Source organism: Pseudomonas sp. FBCC-B1565 (genome assembly GCF_059133265.1).
The window spans coordinates 2,362,691-2,382,405 of sequence record NZ_CP101438.1 but is presented as its reverse complement, the minus strand read 5'-3'; the positions used below and the strand labels follow the sequence as shown (position 1 = coordinate 2,382,405).

15 protein-coding genes and 4 tRNA genes are annotated in these 19,715 nt (G+C 59.5%); 5 read left to right on the top strand and 14 right to left on the bottom strand.

Annotation, left to right across the window (positions count from 1 at the left end; all coding sequences use genetic code 11):
• Positions 1-30: 30 nt before the first annotated feature.
• Entirely contained in the window at positions 31-1,041 is a 1,011-nt protein-coding gene (locus NL123_RS11290) for a transketolase-like TK C-terminal-containing protein (RefSeq protein ID WP_494357785.1), read from the top strand.
• Between the two features lie 23 nt (positions 1,042-1,064).
• Here NL123_RS11290 and NL123_RS11285 read toward each other — a convergent pair whose 3' ends face one another.
• Positions 1,065-1,535 carry a MarR family winged helix-turn-helix transcriptional regulator gene (locus tag NL123_RS11285; protein WP_248482468.1) on the bottom strand — a complete coding sequence of 157 codons (471 nt, stop codon included), beginning with the start codon at positions 1,533-1,535 and terminating at the stop codon, positions 1,065-1,067.
• Between the two features lie 146 nt (positions 1,536-1,681).
• Here NL123_RS11285 and aceE point away from each other — a divergent pair, with 146 nt between their 5' ends.
• Positions 1,682-4,342, top strand: a complete 2,661-nt coding sequence (gene aceE / locus NL123_RS11280) for a pyruvate dehydrogenase (acetyl-transferring), homodimeric type (RefSeq protein WP_494357784.1) — start codon at positions 1,682-1,684, stop codon at positions 4,340-4,342.
• Position 4,343: 1 nt separating this feature from the next.
• Here aceE and NL123_RS11275 read toward each other — a convergent pair whose 3' ends face one another.
• On the bottom strand, positions 4,344-5,117 hold the full coding sequence (locus NL123_RS11275; RefSeq protein WP_248482472.1) for a DUF2242 domain-containing protein: 774 nt from the start codon (positions 5,115-5,117) through the stop codon (positions 4,344-4,346).
• A gap of 89 nt (positions 5,118-5,206) precedes the next feature.
• A complete protein-coding gene (locus NL123_RS11270; RefSeq protein WP_494357783.1) occupies positions 5,207-6,106 on the bottom strand; it encodes a LysR family transcriptional regulator in 900 nt (299 codons plus the stop codon).
• 119 nt (positions 6,107-6,225) lie between these two features.
• On the opposite strand from NL123_RS11270, the gene NL123_RS11265 reads away from it, so the two are divergent.
• Positions 6,226-7,431, top strand: coding sequence for an MFS transporter (locus NL123_RS11265; protein WP_494357782.1), 1,206 nt, complete (start codon positions 6,226-6,228; stop codon positions 7,429-7,431).
• Here the strand turns inward: NL123_RS11265 and NL123_RS11260 are convergent.
• The 11 genes from NL123_RS11260 to NL123_RS11210 all read right to left on the bottom strand — a co-directional run bounded on the left by NL123_RS11260 (position 7,378) and on the right by NL123_RS11210 (position 17,421).
• Positions 7,378-7,902, bottom strand: a complete 525-nt coding sequence (locus tag NL123_RS11260; RefSeq protein WP_248482478.1) for a GNAT family N-acetyltransferase — start codon at positions 7,900-7,902, stop codon at positions 7,378-7,380. The genes NL123_RS11265 and NL123_RS11260 overlap by 54 nt on opposite strands.
• Before the next feature lie 99 nt (positions 7,903-8,001).
• Positions 8,002-9,876 carry a SurA N-terminal domain-containing protein gene (locus NL123_RS11255; protein WP_248482480.1) on the bottom strand — a complete coding sequence of 625 codons (1,875 nt, stop codon included), beginning with the start codon at positions 9,874-9,876 and terminating at the stop codon, positions 8,002-8,004.
• Between the two features lie 231 nt (positions 9,877-10,107).
• Positions 10,108-10,395, bottom strand: coding sequence for an HU family DNA-binding protein (locus NL123_RS11250; protein WP_221034285.1), 288 nt, complete (start codon positions 10,393-10,395; stop codon positions 10,108-10,110).
• A 133-nt stretch (positions 10,396-10,528) separates the two neighbouring features.
• Positions 10,529-12,925 (bottom strand): endopeptidase La, encoded by a 2,397-nt coding sequence (gene lon / locus NL123_RS11245; RefSeq protein ID WP_071492029.1) that lies wholly within the window; start codon positions 12,923-12,925, stop codon positions 10,529-10,531.
• Between the two features lie 174 nt (positions 12,926-13,099).
• Positions 13,100-14,392, bottom strand: coding sequence for an ATP-dependent Clp protease ATP-binding subunit ClpX (clpX, locus tag NL123_RS11240; protein WP_248482482.1), 1,293 nt, complete (start codon positions 14,390-14,392; stop codon positions 13,100-13,102).
• A gap of 112 nt (positions 14,393-14,504) precedes the next feature.
• The gene (clpP, locus tag NL123_RS11235; protein ID WP_248482484.1) at positions 14,505-15,140 is read right to left on the bottom strand and encodes an ATP-dependent Clp endopeptidase proteolytic subunit ClpP; all 636 of its coding nucleotides are present in this window, start codon (positions 15,138-15,140) and stop codon (positions 14,505-14,507) included.
• 91 nt (positions 15,141-15,231) lie between these two features.
• Positions 15,232-16,542 carry a trigger factor gene (gene tig, locus NL123_RS11230; protein ID WP_494357781.1) on the bottom strand — a complete coding sequence of 437 codons (1,311 nt, stop codon included), beginning with the start codon at positions 16,540-16,542 and terminating at the stop codon, positions 15,232-15,234.
• A 400-nt stretch (positions 16,543-16,942) separates the two neighbouring features.
• A tRNA-His gene (locus NL123_RS11225) sits at positions 16,943-17,018 on the bottom strand.
• A gap of 77 nt (positions 17,019-17,095) precedes the next feature.
• Positions 17,096-17,180 (bottom strand) — tRNA-Leu (locus NL123_RS11220).
• Between the two features lie 56 nt (positions 17,181-17,236).
• Positions 17,237-17,312 (bottom strand) — tRNA-His (locus tag NL123_RS11215).
• A 32-nt stretch (positions 17,313-17,344) separates the two neighbouring features.
• Positions 17,345-17,421, bottom strand: a tRNA-Arg gene (locus tag NL123_RS11210).
• A gap of 279 nt (positions 17,422-17,700) precedes the next feature.
• On the opposite strand from NL123_RS11210, the gene folD reads away from it, so the two are divergent.
• Together folD and pbpG are read left to right on the top strand one after the other, a co-directional pair.
• Positions 17,701-18,555 carry a bifunctional methylenetetrahydrofolate dehydrogenase/methenyltetrahydrofolate cyclohydrolase FolD gene (folD, locus tag NL123_RS11205; protein ID WP_248482488.1) on the top strand — a complete coding sequence of 285 codons (855 nt, stop codon included), beginning with the start codon at positions 17,701-17,703 and terminating at the stop codon, positions 18,553-18,555.
• A 207-nt stretch (positions 18,556-18,762) separates the two neighbouring features.
• Positions 18,763-19,686 carry a D-alanyl-D-alanine endopeptidase gene (gene pbpG / locus NL123_RS11200; RefSeq protein WP_494357780.1) on the top strand — a complete coding sequence of 308 codons (924 nt, stop codon included), beginning with the start codon at positions 18,763-18,765 and terminating at the stop codon, positions 19,684-19,686.
• Positions 19,687-19,715 lie beyond the last annotated feature (29 nt).

The following is a 19,715-nucleotide window of genomic DNA, read 5'->3' as shown; positions in this document are numbered from 1 at the left end:
ATGGGCATTCGTCGCCAAGTGACCCTCTCCATGACCGCCGCTACCGCACACGCCGCGCAGCTCTGTATCGACGCCTTGAGCACTGCCACCTCCGCCAGCCGGTCACCGTTGCACACCGTGATCAGCATGGCCAGCACCCTCGAATCCAGCCGCCAGGCCTGGGTGATCCACGGCCAGTCGCGCTCCCGACGCGAGGGTAACTGGCCCGCCTGGTTCGCCCGCAACGCCGTGGAAAAACCCTTGCTGTACCTGCACAGCGCGCACTCCGCGGCACAGTTGAGCGCGCTGTCGAACGTTACCCGGCAGCGCGGCATCCTGTGCAACGACAGTGAAAACCAGCCTTCGCGCTGGCCCAAAGGTGCACAGCCGTCCTTGCCGTTGTGGCTGGCCACTCATCCACGCTGTACCCCGTATGACCCGGCCTCAGGGGAAGAAGCCCGCGCAATTGTGCTGGCGGCCTTGCGAAGCCTGTATGTCGATGGCAAGCCCGGTTTCTATTACCTCGCGTTGCATGATCAGGACAGCGCAGCGCCCTTGAGCGAGCAGGACCGAGAGGCCGCGCTCAAGGGCATGTACCCACTCCAGTGCAACAGCCCCTTCGACGTGCGATTGCTCGGCGCAGGCCGCGCGCTTGACGAGGTGGTACACGCCAGGCGCTTGCTCAAACAGGACTGGAACATCAGCGCGCAGCTATGGAGCTGCCCCAGCTACACACGACTGGCCCGCGAGGCAGCCGGCGCTGAACGCTGGAATCGCTTGCACCCCAGGCTGCCCAAGCGCGGTTGCCATTTGCGTGATTGCCTGGCGGGGAGTGCTGCGCCGGTGATTGCGGTAACTGGCTATCCGCAGGCGATTGTCGATCAGTTAGGGGCGTACATGGATGCACGCTTTGTGGCACTGGGCGCGGGGTCGGTACAGGCGGCGGCACCGAGTCGATATTGGATCGTGGTATCGGCGCTCAGGGCCTTGGCGGATGAAGGGCGGATCGGCACACGGCAAGTGCAGGACGCGATGAAGCGCTATGCACTGGAATGCGAGTGACGGCAAGGCAGCGCCGTGGGGTTTCAGATTTTGCGGCGACTGCGGGTCTGCACGCCCGCGTCCATCGCCAGCCCGGCGGTGCGCTCCAACGCGTCGGCAAAGCCCTGGCGCTGCTCGGGCTCAATCTGCGACAGAAACAACTCATCCACCGTGCTTTCGTAGATCTTCCACATCTTTTTACGCAGCACCCGACCGGCCTCGGTGATCGAGGCAAACGCCGCGCGGCCATCGCCGTCGGAGCGGGAACGCACCACCAGACCGTCCTTTTCCAGACGGTCGACCAGTCGCGTGAGGTTGTAGCGTTCGATGGCGAGCACATCGGCCAATTCGTGCATGCGGCGGGTGCCGTCGGGGCCGCTTTCCAGGCCCCATAGCGCGTCGTACCAGGCGTACGGCGGCAGGTCCGCCTCAGCCAGGCGACGCTCGATTTCACGGATGACGGTCCTGTGGGCCCTGACAAAACGGAACCATACATCTGGCTCTTTCGACGACATGCAACACCATCCGGGGAATTTCAAGAAGGTTGCAATAGTAGCTCATCCCGCGCTAGATTCGGCCATGTAGTTGCAATTGCAATTACATTTGCCGGCACTCCCACAAAGAGCCCGCCACTTCAAACCTGCCTACCCTGGAGCCTCACATGACCCCGAACAACGCAGTCAGACGCGACGACGACCCACAGGAAACCCGCGAGTGGCTGGAGTCCATCGAGTCGGTGTTGTCCACCGAAGGCCGCCCGCGCGCGCACTACCTGATCGATCAGTTGCTGGATTTCGACGTGGCGCGGCATGGCGACTTCTACGGGCGGGTGACCACGCCGTACGTCAATACCATCCCGGTGGACCGCCAGTTGCCCTACCCCGGCAACCTGGCCATCGAACGCCGTACCAATGCGTTTATCCGCTGGAATGCCATGGCAATGGTGTTGCGTGCAGGCAAGCACTCAGGGGTCGGTGGGCATATCGCAACCTATGCGTCAGCCGCCGTGCTGTACGACGTCGGTTTCGACCACTTCTTCCATGGCCGTACCGAGCGCTTTGACGGCGACCTGGTGTACATCCAGGGCCATTCCTCCCCGGGCATTTATGGGCGCGCCTACCTGGAAGGCCGCATCAGCGAAGCGCAACTCGACAACTTCCGCCGTGAGGCCGGTGGCGAGGGTATTTCGTCCTACCCGCACCCACGGCTGATGCCGGACTTCTGGCAATTCCCCACCGTGTCCATGGGCCTCGGCCCGATCACGGCCGCTTACCAGGCGCGCTTCATGCGCTACCTGGAATTGCGTGGCCTCAAGCAACACCAGGGGCGCAAGGTCTGGGCCTTCCTCGGTGATGGCGAAATGGACCAGCCGGAATCCCTGGCCGCCATCTCCCTGGCTGGGCGCGAGAAGCTCGACAACCTGATCTTCGTGGTCAACTGCAACCTGCAACGCCTGGACGGCCCGGTGCGCGGCAATGCCAAGGTGATCCAGGAGTTCGAAAGCCTGTACCGCGCCGCCGGCTGGAACGTGATCAAAGTGATCTGGGGCGGCGGTTGGGATGCCCTGCTGGACAAAGACCACAGCGGCCTGCTGCGCCAACGCATGATGGAATGCGTGGACGGCGACTATCAGAACTACAAGTCGCAGAACGGCGCTTATGTGCGAGAACATTTCTTCGGCAAATACCCGGAGTTGCTGGCATTGGTTGCGGATATGTCCGACGACGAAATCTGGAAACTCTCACGGGGCGGGCATGACCCGGACAAGGTCTACAACGCCTATGCCGCCGCTGTGCGCCATAGCGGCCAGCCTACGGTGATCCTGGCGAAGACCGTCAAGGGCTTCGGCATGGGTGAAGCCGGCGAAGGGCAGAACATCAACCATCAATTGAAGAAGATGGGCGCAGATGCGGTGAGAGCCTTCCGCGATCGTTTTGGCCTGGACGTCGCGGACGAGCAACTCGCCGACATTCCCTACCTCAAGCCCGCCGCCGACAGCGAAGAAGCGCTTTACTTCGCGGCGCGCCGCCAGGCGCTGGGCGGCTATGTGCCGGCACGCCACAGTGCGGTCGAACCCTTGCAGATTCCCGAACTTGCCGCCTTTGCTACCCAGCTCAAGGACACCGGCGAACGGGCGATCTCCACCACCATGGCCTTTGTGCGCATCCTCGGCACCCTGCTCAAGGACCCGCACCTGGGCAAACTGATCGTGCCCATTGTGCCGGATGAGTCGCGCACCTTCGGCATGGAAAGCCTGTTCCGTCAGATTGGCATCCACTCTGCCGTAGGCCAACTCTACACCCCGCAGGACGCAGGGCAACTGAGCTACTACAAAGAGAGCAAGGACGGACAGATCCTGCAGGAAGGCCTGAATGAATCCGGCGCCATTTCCTCGTGGATTGCGGCCAGTACGTCCTATAGCAACCACGGCTTGATGACGGTGCCGTTCTATATCTTCTATTCGATGTTCGGTTTCCAGCGGGTGGGTGATCTGGCCTGGGCTGCCGGCGATGCACGGGCACGCGGCTTCCTGCTGGGGGCCACCGCCGGCCGCACCACGCTGATGGGCGAAGGTTTGCAACATGACGATGGGCACAGCCATATCCTGTCGTCGGTGATTCCGTGCTGCGTTTCCTACGACCCGACCTTTGCCTACGAGCTGGCGGTGATCATTCGCGAAGGCATGCGGCGGATGTACGTGGAACAGGAAGACATCTACTACTACATCACCCTGCTCAACGAAAATTACCCGCACCCGGCGATGCCCGAAGGGGTGGAAGACGGGATTCTCAAGGGCATGTACCCGCTCAAGGCCAGCAAGCAGGCCCAGGTGCAACTGATGGGCAGTGGCTCAATCCTGCGTGAGGTGATCGCCGCGGGCGAGCTGCTTGAGCAGGACTTCGGCGTGCACAGCACCGTGTGGAGCGCCACCAGCCTCACCGAATTGCGCCGCGACGGGCATGCAGCCGAACGCTGGAACCTGCTGCACCCGCAGAGCGAGCCACGGGTGAGTTATGTGGAGCACTGCCTGGCCGGGCAGGCGGGGCCGGTGGTGGTGACGACGGACTACATGAAGCTATTCGCCGATCAGATCCGCCCCTTTGTCCATGGCCGACGCTTTGTGGCCCTGGGCACCGACGGCTTCGGACAATCGGATACCCGTGAAACCCTGCGCGCGTTCTTCGAAGTGGACCGGCATTTCATCGTGCTGGCAGCCCTGAAGGCGTTGGCGGATGACGGCGTGATAGGTCGTGAAAAAGTCAGTGAAGCCATCAGCCGCTACGGGATCGACGTCGACAAGGTCAACCCCGTGGCGGTCTGAGTTACTGCGCAGGCGTCGGCAGGGGCGGAATCGCTTCTGTCGGTGCCGGCAGGTCCGGGTTACTGGTAGCGGGTGCAGGCTCAGGCTGTGGCGCGAGCGGTGCGGCCTCGGCAGGCGGTGTGACGGGCTGGGACACGGCAGGCTCTTCCTTCGGCGGCTCGGTTTTCTCTGCCGCCGGTGCGGTTTTAGGTTCCGGCACACCCAGCTCGGCTTTCGGCTGCTCGGGGATATGCGCGGCCTTCTTCACTTCCTGAGGCAGGAACACGTCCACCAGCGCAAAGTAGCGCTCGTAGAATTTCGGCGCCGAAACGGTCTCGCTCGCCACCTTCACCATGGAATCATCGGTGGAACCGATCGGCATCGATACCGACCCCAGCACGCCCACACCCAGGCTCGCGGAGTTGTTGACCTTCTTCAGCGCGTAACGGTCCTGCAAGGCGTTGGCGAACATGGTCGAGTGATTGGTGCCTTTGCCATCGTCGGCACACACCACGTTGAAGCTGATCTGCAGGTGGGTCTCGCCGGTCTGCTGGAAGCTCTTGTTGCCCACCACCAGTTTCGGATCGCTGCTGGTGATGATGTAGCCCTGGCTCAGCAAGGCACGTCGCGCCGCTTCGCACGCCGCCACATCGGTGACCGGGTAATCGCGGGAAAACGTACCGGAGTCGTCGAAATTCTCATGTTCATAAATGGCGGTCTTGGGTGACGAGCAGCCCGCGGCGCCCGCCAGCACCAGCGCCAGCCCGAGGCTACGCAAGTGAAATGATGTCGACATTGAAAATCCTGAGGAAAACGGTCCGGGCGGTATTGTGCAACAGAACGAGGCCTTGGCGCGCGCATTCCTGTCGGTAAAACGTCACAGCCCTACCTCGTACCGGCCGTAGGAAAAAGCCCTGCACACATATGATCAATAAACACGCGCAATTTGACCGAAGCATGGCGACTTGATGGCCATAACATCCAGAAACTGCCCCGGTGTTCCAGGCAGTCATCCAGCACCCTTTGCAGCCGCCCCTCCTGGACGGCCTGATTGACCATGTAGTCTGGCAGGCAAGCGATCCCCAACCCTTCGAGTACCACATGCTTGAGCGACTCGATCGTGGTGCTGACCAACGGGGTGCGCAGGACTGGCTCCGAGGCGCCGGGCGCCAGGCGTAACGGCCAGGGCTCCAGCTTGCCGGTGGCGCAGAACTTGTGGCGCAGGCAGGCATGCCCGTTCAAGTCCTGCGGCTGCTGTGGCGTACCGTGCTGGCGGAAATAGGCCGGCGTGCCCACCAGCACCAACTGGTAGTGTCCCAGATGGCGCGCCATCAAGCGCGAATCTTCTGGCTTACCGGTACGAATCACCGCATCGAACCCTTCTTCGATCACGTCCACCATGCGGTCGGAAAAATCCACATCCAGCTCGATCTCCGGGTAGGCGCGCATGAAGTCGCTGAGCACCGGCATTAGCAAGCCGCGCACCTGCGGCACGCTGATGCGCAACGTGCCACGGGGCGTAGCGCTGGCGTCCGTCAGTTCCCGCTCGGCCGCCTCGACCTCGGCCAGGATCCGCCGCGAACGCTCCAGGAACAGCGCACCTTCACTGGTCAAGGTGATGCTGCGAGTGCTGCGGTGAAACAGCCGCACGCCGAGGCGCTCTTCCATCCGCGCAATGCTTTTGCCGACGGCCGACGACGACACGCCCAGCACACGCCCGGCGACGGTGAAGCTACGCGTTTCTGCCACCTGAACGAATACAGAGAGGCTACCCAGACTGTCCATGAGCGAGTCCCTGGAAATTGCGGACTCCAACGTCCGATAAGTTCGGAACCTTAGCCTGTTTTTCCGTAGACCACAGCCCCCTACTCTGTCGACTTGCCCATTTGCATGGATAGAGCGCGATGACCTCCCTCACCGATTCCGCCGTGACTGCCCGAAAAGAAACACTGCCGCTGGGAGGATTACTGGCCCTGGCCAGCGCCGGCTTTATCACTATCCTCACCGAAGCCATGCCCGCCGGGCTCCTGCCGCAGATGGGCGACGGCCTCGGCGTATCGCCCGCGCTGGTCGGCCAATTGGTTACGCTGTACGCCCTGGGTTCGCTGCTGGCGGCCATTCCGCTGACGCTGTTGACCCGAGGCTGGCGACGCCGCCCCTTGCTGCTGGTCGCAATCGGCGGCTTTGCCCTGGTCAACAGCGTGACCGCGCTCTCCAGCCACTATGGGCTGACCCTGGTGGCGCGCTTCCTGGCCGGTGTATTCGCCGGACTGCTGTGGGCGCTGTTGGCAGGCTATGCCAGCCGAATGGTCGCGCCCCACCTGCAAGGCCGGGCCATCGCAGTCGCGATGCTGGGCGCACCGCTGGCCCTGTCGCTGGGTGTTCCAGCCGGCACCTTTCTGGGGGCTGCGGTTGGCTGGCGCCTGAGTTTTGCAATCATGACCGGCCTGACGCTGGTGCTACTGATCTGGGCACGCCTGCAACTGCCGGATTTCGCCGGTGAACCGGCGGGGAAACGCTTGGGGCTGCTTCAAGTGTTCAGCTTGCCGGGTATTCGTCCGGTGCTGTGGGTGACTTTTACCTACGTGCTCGCCCACAACATTCTCTACACCTACATCGCGCCGCTGCTGGTGCCGGCGCGGATTGCCGCCGATATTGACCAGGTCCTGCTGGTGTTCGGCCTTGCCGCGTTGCTGAGCATCTGGCTGGCGGGTGTATTGATTGATCGGTGGTTACGCCCGTTGCTGCTGATCAGTTGTGCGCTGTTCGGTCTGGTCGCCTTGGCGCTGGCGTTCTGGATGAACCTGCCGGCGGCTATCTACCTCGCGGTCGCGCTGTGGGGCCTGGCGTTCGGCGGCCTGCCTGCGTTGCTGCAAACCGCACTGGCCAAATCGGCAGGCGAATCGGCGGACGCCGCACAATCGATGCTGGTGACCGTGTGGAACCTGGGCATCGCAGGCGGCGGACTGGTGGGCGGTGTGTTGCTCCAAGGCTGGGGCGTCGGCGCATTCACCTGGGCGGTTGTGCTGCTGATGCTACTGGCCCTGGCCGGCGCGTTACAGGCGGCGCCCCAACAACTGGCCCGGCCACCCTTCAAGGTCGAACGTTGAAATACGCTGATACCCGCACGCCTCGTAAAAACGCACCAGGTCGCCCGTGCCGCCGGCGTAACAGTCCACGCGCAGGCGCTTGACCCCGGCAGCGCGGGCACGCTCATCGGCGAAAGCCAACAGCTGCCGACCCAACCCACGCGCACGTGCATCACGTGCGGCGATCAGCAAACGCACATAGACTTCCGGCTCAGACGCTGGCGGTACGTAAGGCATGGGCTCGCCCAGCACAAGTGCCGCCAGCAACCGCCCCTCAGGCGTTTCAACCACCCAGGCACCGGGCATGGCACACGCGTCTGTGACTTGCGCTACCCGCCGGGGCAATGCGGACCAGGGCGTGGTGCCCCATTGGGCGTTATTACCCATCCCGACAAACCAGGCAATCACCTCGTCAAACACCTGCAGCACGGCCGGGGCATCCGCTGCGCTGGCATGACGGATCACCCAGCCTTCTTTTCCTTGAATAGACACGCGCGAAACTCCTTGGTCGGCGATAACGAATGACCAGTCTAGCGCACATAAAAAAGCCCCCGGTCTTTTCAGGCCGGGGGCTTTTTATTCAAACCGACATCAGAACTTCTTGATGTCAGCCTTGGTTTCCAACTGCTTGCGGTAGGCCGCGAAGTCCTGCTGGCCGACACGGGAGGCGAGGAAGCGGCGGTATTGCGCCTTTTCTTCGTCCGTTGGCGCAGCGGCCTCGTTGACGCCGTTCAGGCGCACGATGACCAGGCTACCATCCGCCAGGGTTACAGTGGTAAAGGTCGGCTTGTCCTTGGCCGCAGGCTTGGGCATGCGGAACACGGTTTGCAGCACGGCGGGGTCGATCGCTTCCTGGCTACGGGTAGCCGCTTCAGTGACCTTCCAGGCCTGGCCGTCGACCGGCTGGTTCAGCGGGGTCTTGCCATCACGCAAGCTGGCGATCAGCTCGTCAGCGTGAGTCTTGGCAGCCGCGCTGGCGCGCTCCTTGGCCATCTGCGTGCGAATCGCCGCTGCGACGCTTTCCAGCGGCAGTTGCGAAGGCTTCAGGTGCTCTTTGGCACGCAGCACGATGATGGTTTCCGGGTCCAGCTCGATGGCGCTGCTGTTGGCACCCTCATCCAGCACTTCCGGGCTGAACGCAGCGGTGACCACGGCGCGGTTGGCCGCAACACCTTCGCCACCTTCACGGCCAAACGGCGCGGAGGTGTGTACGGTCAGTTTCAGGTCGGACGCCGGCTGGGCCAGGTCGGAGGCTTCAAATGCCGCATCTTCCAATTGCTTGGTCGCTTCGACATAACGCTGCTCGACCTGCTGGGTCTTGAGCTCTTTGGTCAGCTTGTCTTTCAGGCTGGCAAACGTCGGCACTTGCGGTGCCTCAACGCCCAACAGTTTGATCAGGTGCCAACCGAAGCTGCTACGCACCGGCGCCGATACCTGGTCCTTGTTCAACGCGTACAAGGCGGTTTCGAAGTCCGGATCGTAGACGCCAGGGCCGGCAAAGCCCAGGTCACCGCCATTGCTGGCCGAACCTGGATCCTGGGAGAACTCCTTGGCCAGGGCTTCGAACTTCTCACCCTTGGCCAGGCGTGCCTGGATTTCTTCGATCTTGGCCTTGGCTTGCGCATCGGTCGTCTTGTCGTTGACTTCAATCAGAATGTGCGCGGCACGACGCTGTTCAGCGAGGTTGGCGATTTCTTTCTGATAGGCGGCCTGCAGCTCATCATCCTTCACCGTAACCTGGTCGAAGAAGGAAGACTTCTTCAGCTCCAGATAGTCGATGACCACTTGATCAGGGGTCATGAACTCTTTGGCGTGCTGGTCGTAGTAAGCCTTGACCTCATCGTCGGTGAGCTTCACCGCCGCAGGGTTGGCCTTGATGTTGACGGTGGCGAAATCGCGGGTCTGCTTTTCCAGGCGGGCGAATGCCAGGACTTCGGCGTCGGTCACGAAGCCGCTGCCAGCGATGCCTGCGCGAACCTGGCCGATCAGCATTTCCTGGGTCAGCATCTGACGGAACTGCATACGGGTGTAGCCCAGCTGACGGATCACTTGGTCAAAGCGTTCAGGGCTGAACTTGCCATCGACCTGGAATTCCGGCGTCTGCAGGATCACCTGGTCCAGCGCAGCTTCAGAGAAGCCAAACTTGGCGTCGGCAGCGCCTTGCAGCAGCAGCTTGCGATCGATCAGACCCTTGAGGGCCGCGTCGCGCAGCAGTTTTTCGTCCAGCAGCGAAGCATCGAAATCCTTGCCCAGCTGTTGCATCAGCTGGCGGCGTTGCATGTCGACGGCCTGGCTCAGTTCGGTCTGGGTGATTTCTTCACCGTTGACCTTGGCCACGTCCTGCTTGTTGTTACCCGAAGCCTGGAAAATGGCCTCGATACCGGTGAACGCCATCAACGCGACGATGATCCCGATAATGGTCTTGGCAATCCAGCCTTGTGAATTGTCCCTGATATTTTGCAGCATGCGTCCCCCAGAAACGGTTGAACTTCAAGAATAGGCAACCGTGGAGCGTGGGTAGAGTACGGATATAAGAAAGGCGCATCCAAGGATGCGCCTTCTCGCAACTGGCGGAGCGGACGGGGGTTTTCGTTCTCCCCCCGGCTTGGCGACCCGATGCATACCTGGGTCTGCTGGCCGCTCCGCTGCCAGGTCGAACCTGCGTTCGACCCGGGTAGGTAAAGGCTTGATCGAAGCTTAGTTAACGGCTTCTTTCAGGGCTTTACCGGCTTTGAAACCTGGTTTCTTGGCAGCAGCGATTTGCAGTGCTTTGCCAGTCTGTGGGTTACGGCCAGTGCGAGCTGGGCGGTCAGTCACAGAGAAAGTACCGAAGCCTACCAGTACTACGGAGTCGCCGGCCTTCAGAGCGCCAGTGACGGATTCGATTACTGCATCCAGCGCACGGCCAGCAGCAGCTTTCGGGATATCAGCGGATGCAGCGATAGCATCAATCAGTTCCGACTTGTTCACTCTAAGTCCCCTTATATATCTATTGAGTATGATTCTAAGTTTTTTGGTGAAAGCAAAAACCAGTGCTGAATGGCCTACAGACACTTAAGAGCCGCTTTATAACAAGGGCTCTAAAAAGCTGTCAAGGAAGCCCCCAGGCTTTAACACATTAATGCGTGCTAATTCTTTCCTTGGAATCAGACTCACGTTTTTCGTCCTTAGCAACTATCTCCGGAGCCACATCCGGCAAGGGCTCCGGCGCGTATTGCAGCGCAATTTGCAGGACCTCGTCAATCCATTTAACCGGTTTAATCTGAAGATCCTGCTTGATATTGTCCGGAATTTCCTTCAAGTCGCGAACATTCTCTTCAGGAATGATCACGGTCTTGATACCACCCCGGTGTGCAGCAAGCAATTTCTCTTTCAGACCACCGATAGCCAACACCTGACCACGCAGTGTGATTTCGCCGGTCATGGCGACATCGGCGCGTACCGGAATGCCGGTCAATGCCGAGACCAGGGCCGTGCACATGCCTACGCCGGCGCTAGGGCCGTCTTTGGGGGTCGCCCCTTCCGGCATATGGATGTGCGTGTCGTGCTTCTCGTGGAAGTCCAGGGGGATCCCCAGGCTTCTGGCGCGGCTGCGCACCACGGTCTGCGCGGCAGTGATCGACTCGACCATCACGTCACCGAGGGAACCGGTCTTGATCAATTGGCCTTTGCCCGGGATCACGGCGGCTTCGATGGTCAGCAACTCGCCGCCCACCTGGGTCCACGCCAGGCCAGTCACCTGGCCGACCTGATCCTGCTGCTCGGCCAGGCCGTAGCGGAATTTGCGCACGCCCAGGAAGTGTTCCAGCGAATCGGCCGTGACCTTCACCGAGAAGCGTTTTTCCAGTGCATGTTCCTTCACCGCCTTGCGGCAGATCTTCGCAATCTGGCGCTCCAGGCCCCGTACACCGGCCTCGCGGGTGTAGTAGCGCACGATGTCACGGATCGCCTCGACCTCGAACTCGATCTCGCCTTTCTTCAGGCCATTGGCCGACGTCTGCTTGGGCGCGAGGTACTTGACGGCAATGTTGATCTTCTCGTCTTCGGTGTAACCCGGCAGACGAATCACCTCCATTCGGTCCAGCAACGCGGGCGGGATGTTCATGGAGTTGGAGGTGCACAGGAACATCACATCGGAGAGGTCGTAGTCGACTTCCAGGTAATGGTCGTTGAAATTGTGGTTCTGCTCGGGGTCGAGCACTTCGAGCAAGGCAGACGCCGGATCGCCACGCATGTCGCTGCCCATTTTGTCGATTTCATCGAGCAGGAACAGCGGGTTGCGCACACCCACCTTTGTCATCTTTTGAATCAATCTTCCTGGCATCGAACCGATGTAAGTGCGGCGATGACCACGGATTTCCGCTTCATCACGCACACCGCCGAGGGCCATGCGCACGAATTTACGGTTGGTGGCGTTGGCAATCGACTCGGCGAGGGAGGTTTTACCCACACCCGGTGGACCGACCAGGCACAACACCGGCCCGCGAATCTTTTTCACGCGTTTTTGCACAGCGAGGTATTCGAGGATGCGTTCCTTGACTTCTTCCAGGCCATAGTGGTCGGCATCGAGAATGTCTTCGGCACGCGCCAGGTCCAGGCGGACCTTGGTCTGCGCCTTCCACGGCACCTGCACCAGCCAGTCGATGTAGGAGCGCACCACGGTGGCTTCGGCCGACATCGGCGACATCTGCTTGAGCTTGTTCAACTCCGCAGTGGCCTTGGTCAGAGCATCTTTCGGCAGGCCGGCGGCATCGATGCGCTTTTTCAGCTCTTCGATTTCGTTGTGGCCTTCCTCGCTGTCGCCGAGCTCCTTCTGAATGGCCTTCATCTGCTCATTCAAGTAGTACTCGCGCTGACTGCGCTCCATTTGTTTCTTCACGCGACCACGAATGCGCTTCTCGACCTGCAACAGGTCGATCTCGGCATCCAGCAGTGCCAATACATGCTCGACACGGGCCGGCAGGTCGATGATTTCGAGAATGTCCTGCTTCTGCTCGATCTTCAGCGCCATGTGCGCGGCCATGGTGTCCACCAGGCGGCTTGGCTCATCGATGCTGTTGAGGGAGGACAGGACTTCAGCCGGGACTTTCTTGCCCAACTGCACGTACTGCTCGAACTGCGAGAGCAGGCTGCGTACAAAGACTTCGGACTCGCGCTCAGGGGCCTCGACTTCGTCGATCAGCGCCACTTCGGCACGCAGGTGGCCGTCCACCTCCATGAAGCGCTCGACCGCGCCGCGCTGCTCACCTTCCACCAGCACCTTGACGGTGCCATCAGGCAGTTTGAGCAGTTGCAGCACGGTCGCAATGGTACCGACGCGATACAGGGCATCTTCGCCTGGATCATCATCGGCAGGATTTCTCTGGGCCAACAGCAGGATCTGCTTGTCGCCCGTCATCGCGGCCTCGAGGGCTTCGATAGACTTCTCGCGCCCCACGAACAGCGGGATAACCATGTGCGGATAGACGACGACATCACGCAACGGCAGGAGAGGCAATTCGATGGTTGTCTTCATGATTTCGCCTCTATGACAGTTCAAAAATTAGCTTGAAACCAAGATGGGGGCTGCATGCAAAAAAAACAAGCTTATTGCCAGCAGTTAAACGCAGTAAACGCTCCGGCGTAAAAAACGCCGTAAAAACAAAGGGGCCCCTGGAGGCCCCTTGTTTATACCGACACTGCGAAACGCTTACGCGTCAGGCGCAGCTTTGGCAGCCTTGGCAGCCGGCTCACTGTTTTCGTAGATGTACAGTGGCTTGGACTTGCCTTCGATCACGCTTTCGTCGATCACCACTTTACTCACCTCGGACTGCGAGGGGATTTCGTACATGGTGTCGAGCAGCACCCCTTCAAGAATCGAGCGCAGGCCACGTGCACCGGTCTTGCGCTCCAGTGCCCGCTTGGCCACTGACTTGAGTGCATCGGTACGGAACTCGAGGTCTACACCTTCCATCTCGAACAACTTGGCGTATTGCTTGGTCAGGGCGTTCTTCGGCTCGGTGAGGATCTGAATCAAAGCCGCCTCATCCAGCTCGTCCAACGTGGCCAGGACCGGCAGACGGCCAACGAATTCCGGGATCAGACCGAACTTGACCAGATCGTCAGGCTCGACTTCACGCAGGGACTCGCCCACCTTCTTGCCTTCTTCCTTGCTGCGCACTTCTGCACTGAAACCAATGCCACCACGGGTGGAACGCTGCTGGATCACTTTTTCCAGGCCGGAGAACGCACCGCCACAGATGAACAGGATGTTGCGTGTATCAACCTGAAGGAATTCCTGCTGCGGGTGCTTGCGGCCGCCTTGTGGCGGTACGGAAGCGACCGTGCCTTCAATCAGTTTCAACAGTGCCTGCTGCACGCCTTCACCGGAAACGTCACGGGTGATCGACGGGTTGTCCGACTTGCGCGAGATCTTGTCGATTTCGTCGATATAGACGATACCCATCTGGGCCTTCTCTACATCGTAGTCGCACTTCTGCAGCAGTTTCTGAATGATGTTCTCGACATCTTCACCCACGTAGCCAGCCTCGGTGAGGGTGGTGGCGTCGGCGATGGTGAACGGAACGTTCAGCAGGCGAGCGAGGGTTTCTGCAAGCAGGGTTTTACCCGAGCCTGTAGGACCGATCAGCAAGATGTTGCTCTTGCCGAGTTCAACTTCGTCGCCTTTCTTGTCACGCTGGTTCAAGCGCTTGTAGTGGTTGTATACCGCTACGGCCAGAACCTTCTTTGCACGCTCTTGACCAATTACATACTGGTCAAGGATGCCGCTGATTTCTTTAGGCGAAGGCAATTTATGCGCGCTGCTCTCGGCCTGGGCTTCCTGCACCTCCTCACGGATGATGTCATTGCACAGGTCGACGCATTCGTCGCAGATAAACACCGAGGGGCCGGCAATCAATTTGCGTACTTCATGCTGGCTTTTGCCGCAGAAGGAGCAATAGAGCAGCTTGCCGTTGTCCTCGCCGTTGCGGGTGTCAGTCATTCGTTCGATCCAAATCCGATAGGCTTGCAACACAAGATGAAGGCTTATGCGGGCTTTTTCAAGCCCGCCAGTGGTCGGACATGCCGACCAGCCCTATTTTGAGCGGCTTATATTAAGCGGGACGCTGGGTGATCACTTCGTCGATCAGGCCGTATGCCTTCGCCGCATCGGCACTCATGAAGTTGTCGCGGTTGGTATCGCGCTCGATTTCTTCCAGGGTGCGCCCGCTGTGCTTGGCCATCAACGTGTTGAGACGCTCGCGGATAAACAGGATCTCCTTGGCGTGAATCTCGATATCCGACGCCTGGCCCTGGAAACCGCCCAGTGGCTGGTGAATCATCACGCGCGAGTTAGGCAGGCAGAAACGCTTGCCCTCGGCACCGGCAGTCAGCAGGAACGCACCCATGCTGCAGGCCTGGCCGATGCAGGTGGTCGACACATTCGGCTTGATGAACTGCATGGTGTCGTAGATCGACATGCCCGCTGTTACCGAACCGCCAGGGGAGTTGATGTAGAGATGGATGTCCTTGTCCGGGTTTTCCGCTTCAAGGAACAGCAGCTGCGCACAGATCAGGTTGGCCATGTAGTCCTCTACGGGGCCCACCAGAAAGATCACTCGCTCCTTGAGCAGGCGCGAGTAGATGTCGTAGGCGCGTTCGCCACGAGCGGACTGCTCGACAACCATCGGGACCAGGCCGCCAGCGGCCTGGATATCAGAGTTCTGCTGAATATAGGAATTACGGAACATGCTCTGCAGTTACTCCCAAATAGTCATGTCTTGAAAACGCATAAGCCAGCGCGAGGCTGGCTTATGGTTGAATTTCCAACGAGTTGGACAATCAGTCGGCTTGTGCTGCTTCCGCCGGTTTGACTGCTTCTTCGTAAGAGACCGCTTTATCGGTCACCTTAGCCTTCTGCAGAACAGTATCCACAACTTGTTCTTCCAGCACAACCGAACGCACTTCGTTCAGTTGCTGATCGTTCTTGTAGTACCAAGCCACGACCTGCTCAGGCTCCTGGTAGGCCGAAGCCATTTCCTGGATCATTTCGCGAACGCGATCTTCGTCTGGCTTGAGGTCGAACTGCTTGACCACTTCAGCCACGATCAGGCCCAGCACGACGCGGCGCTTGGCTTGCTCTTCGAACAGCTCGGCCGGCAGTTGGTCAGGCTTGATGTTGCCACCAAACTGCTGAACAGCTTGAACGCGCAGGCGATCCACTTCGTTGGACAGCAGGGCCTTAGGCACTTCGATCGGGTTGGCGGCCAGCAGACCGTCCATGACCTGGTTCTTGACCTTGGATTTGATGGCCTGGCGCAGCTCACGCTCCATGTTCTTGCGAACTTCGGTGCGGAAACCTTCGATACCGGTTTCCTTGATACCGAATTGCGCGAAGAATTCTTCGTTCAGCTCTGGCAGCTTAGGCTCGGAAACGGTGTTGACGGTCACGGTGAACTCGGCGGCTTTGCCAGCCAGGTCCAGGTTCTGGTAGTCAGCAGGGAAAGTCAGGTTCAGAACGCGCTCTTCGCCGGCTTTGGCGCCAACCAGGCCGTCTTCGAAACCCGGGATCATGCGGTTGGAACCCAGCACCAGCTGAGTACCCTTGGCGGAGCCGCCAGCGAAGACTTCGCCGTCAACCTTGCCAACGAAATCGATGTTCAGCTGGTCTTCGTTCTGGGCAGCACGGTCGGCCACTTCGAAACGGGTGTTCTGCTTGCGCAGGATTTCCAGCATGTTGTCCAGGTCCGAGTCAGCCACTTCGGCGCTCAGGCGCTCGATGGCGATACCGTCGAAACCGGCCACTTCAAACTCAGGGAACACTTCGAATACGGCAACGTATTCCAGGTCTTTGCCTGCTTCCAGGGACTTAGGCTCGATCGACGGCGAACCCGCCGGGTTCAGCTTTTGCTCAGTGACCGCTTCGTAGAAAGAAGCCTGGATCACGTCACCCACAGCTTCCTGGCGCGCATCGGCACCAAAGCGGCGCTTGATTTCGCTCATTGGCACTTTGCCTGGACGGAAACCAGCGATCTTGGCCTTCTGGGCAGTCTGCTGCAGACGCTTGTTGACCGCAGTCTCGATACGCTCAGCCGGCACGGTGATGCTCAGGCGACGCTCGATAGCAGTAGTATTTTCAACAGAAACTTGCATGGATATTCCTCGTTGCACAGACGTTAGCCGGCCATTTCCGACCCCAATCAAGGGCATGCATTCTAGTGGGTCAAACTCAAGAAGTCACCCTACTGCAAATACACCCGAAAACAGCCAGCAATTTATCGGTACGAAGGCACTGATGCACCCCGCCCCGGTGACAAATACAGCCCATCACGCCAGGGCTCTGCGCCGCCCCTTCTATATATAGAAGAAGTCGTCATCCATCTCCCTGACGGCCAACCCTTCAAACGGGACTGGCAGGCAGCGCAGCATCATCGAGATACATAAATACGACGAAACGCCCTGCCGTTGCGACCCAGTGACTGCGACCGCGGAATATTCGAACCGCTAAAACCAAAAAAGGCGCCAGACTGTTAAATCTGGCGCCTTTCGAATATGGGGTGGACGAAGGGGATCGAACCCTCGACAACGGGAGTCACAATCCCGTGCTCTACCAACTGAGCTACGCCCACCATATTGCGTTAACAAAGAAACCAAACCACTTCTTTGTCTAGCCTTACCCTGCTTCTCAACAAGGCGAAGCTTTATTTGGTGCGGATGAAGAGACTCGAACTCTTACGCCTCGCGGCGCTGGAACCTAAATCCAGTGTGTCTACCAATTCCACCACATCCGCGCTTGAAGCTCTTAAAGCAAAGGCGCCAGACGATTAATCTGGCGCCTTTTAAAATATGGGGTGGACGAAGGGGATCGAACCCTCGACAACGGGAGTCACAATCCCGTGCTCTACCAACTGAGCTACGCCCACCATCTGACGCTACTTGTGCCAAAGCTGCCTAATGGCGCACCCGGCAGGACTCGAACCTGCGACCATCCGCTTAGAAGGCGGATGCTCTATCCAGCTGAGCTACGGGCGCCTTATTAATCTGTACTCTTGGAGGATTACAAACTAAGTGCTTCCAGCCTTGCAGAACAACACGCTATTCTGCTCGACCTTCTTAACCAGTGCTAGGCTGTGCCCGACAAGTGCGACGAATAGTATAGACGCCCTCCAAACCCGTCAAATCTTTTTTGAAAAAAATTCATTTTATTTAAGGGGTTAGGGCAATTTGCAGACCAAGCGCCTTTGCCCTCACGCCTTGGCATGCGAGAATGCGCGCACTTTTCTTCCCCCTCTCGATGGTTAATCACGCGTAATGACTGCACAACTTATCGACGGCAAATCAATCGCCGCCAGCCTGCGCCAGCAGATCGCCAAACGAGTCACCGAGCGCAGCCAGCAAGGCCTGCGCACGCCTGGCCTCGCGGTGATCCTGGTCGGCAGCGATCCTGCCTCTCAGGTTTATGTCTCGCACAAGCGTAAAGACTGTGAAGAGGTCGGCTTTATTTCCAAGGCCTACGACTTGCCTTCCGAGACCACCCAGCAGGCCCTTACCGACCTGATCGACGGTCTCAACGACGACCCGAAGATCGATGGCATCCTGCTCCAACTGCCTCTGCCCGAGCACCTGGACGCCTCCAAGTTGCTGGAGCGCATTCGCCCGGACAAAGATGTCGACGGCTTCCACCCTTATAACGTCGGCCGCCTGGCCCAGCGTATCCCGCTGCTGCGCCCATGCACGCCGAAAGGCATCATGACCCTGCTGGAAAGCACCGGTGTCGACCTGTACGGCCTCGACGCCGTGGTTGTCGGCGCATCCAACATCGTCGGTCGCCCGATGGCCATGGAACTGCTGCTGGCCGGCTGCACCGTGACCGTTACCCACCGCTTCACCAAGGATCTCGCCGGTCACGTCGGCCGCGCCGACCTGGTCGTGGTTGCCGCCGGCAAGCCGGGCCTGGTCAAGGGTGAGTGGATCAAGGAAGGCGCCATCGTCATCGACGTGGGCATCAACCGCCAGGAAGACGGCAAGCTGGTCGGCGACGTGGTGTACGACACCGCCCTGCCCCGTGCCGGCTGGATCACCCCGGTACCCGGCGGTGTCGGTCCGATGACGCGCGCCTGCCTGCTGGAAAACACGCTGTACGCCGCAGAGACCCTGCACACCTAATAACCGGGCGTACTGAAAAAGCCCTGCCTTATCGCAGGGCTTTTTATTGCCCGCAATAAATCCTGTTTTTTCTTAGTTTTTAAGAACTTTCGTCCGGTTCTAGAAGAACATTCGACAGTTTCTGATCCATACTCCTAAAATGTAACGGCATTTATCCAAAACCCGTTTCCGAACGGTATTTCCTTACTTTTTAGCGAGTTCATCCGCGTGAAAATTCGTCTCTCTATTGTCAGCCTATTTTTTGCGTTTACAGGCACCTTCGCTCACGCCGCCGAAACCACCCAGGCCCCGCGTGACACCTCGAAACTGCAAATCGCCTCCGGCAGCGCCATGCTGGTAGATCTGCTGACCAACAAAGTCATCTACTCCAGCAACCCGGATGTGGTGGTGCCCATCGCCTCGGTGAGCAAGTTGATGACCGGCCTGGTGGTGCTTGAAGCCAAGCAGAACATGGATGAGTACATCGACATCAACATCAAGGACACGCCGGAAATGAAAGGCGTGTTTTCCCGCGTGAAAATCGGCAGCGAGATGCCGCGTAAAGAAATGCTGCTGATCGCGCTGATGTCCTCGGAAAACCGTGCCGCCGCCAGCCTGGCGCACCACTATCCGGGCGGCTACCCGGCGTTTATCGCCGCGATGAACGCCAAGGCCAAGGCGCTGGGCATGACCAGCACTCACTATGTGGAACCCACCGGCCTGTCGATCCACAACGTGTCCACCGCCCGGGACCTGAGCAAATTGCTCGCCGCCGCGCGTCACTATCCGTTGCTCAGCCAGTTGAGCACCACCAAGGAAAAGACCGTGTCGTTCCGCAAGCCCAACTACACCCTGGGCTTCTCCAACACCGACCACCTGATCAACCGCGCCAACTGGGACATCAAGCTGACCAAGACCGGCTTCACCAACCAGGCCGGCCACTGCCTGGTGCTGGTGACCAGCATGGGCAACCGCCCGGTGTCGCTGGTGATCCTGGATGCTTTCGGCAAATTCACCCACTTTGCCGATGCCAGCCGTATCCGCAATTGGGTTGAAACCGGCAAGAGCGGGTCGGTGCCGGATGTGGCGTTGCGCTACAAGGCCGACAAGAACCTGAAAAATCGGCCGAATGCTGCAGAAGCGCGTCGATAACCAACCATTAAAAAACGGCGCTTGATAGC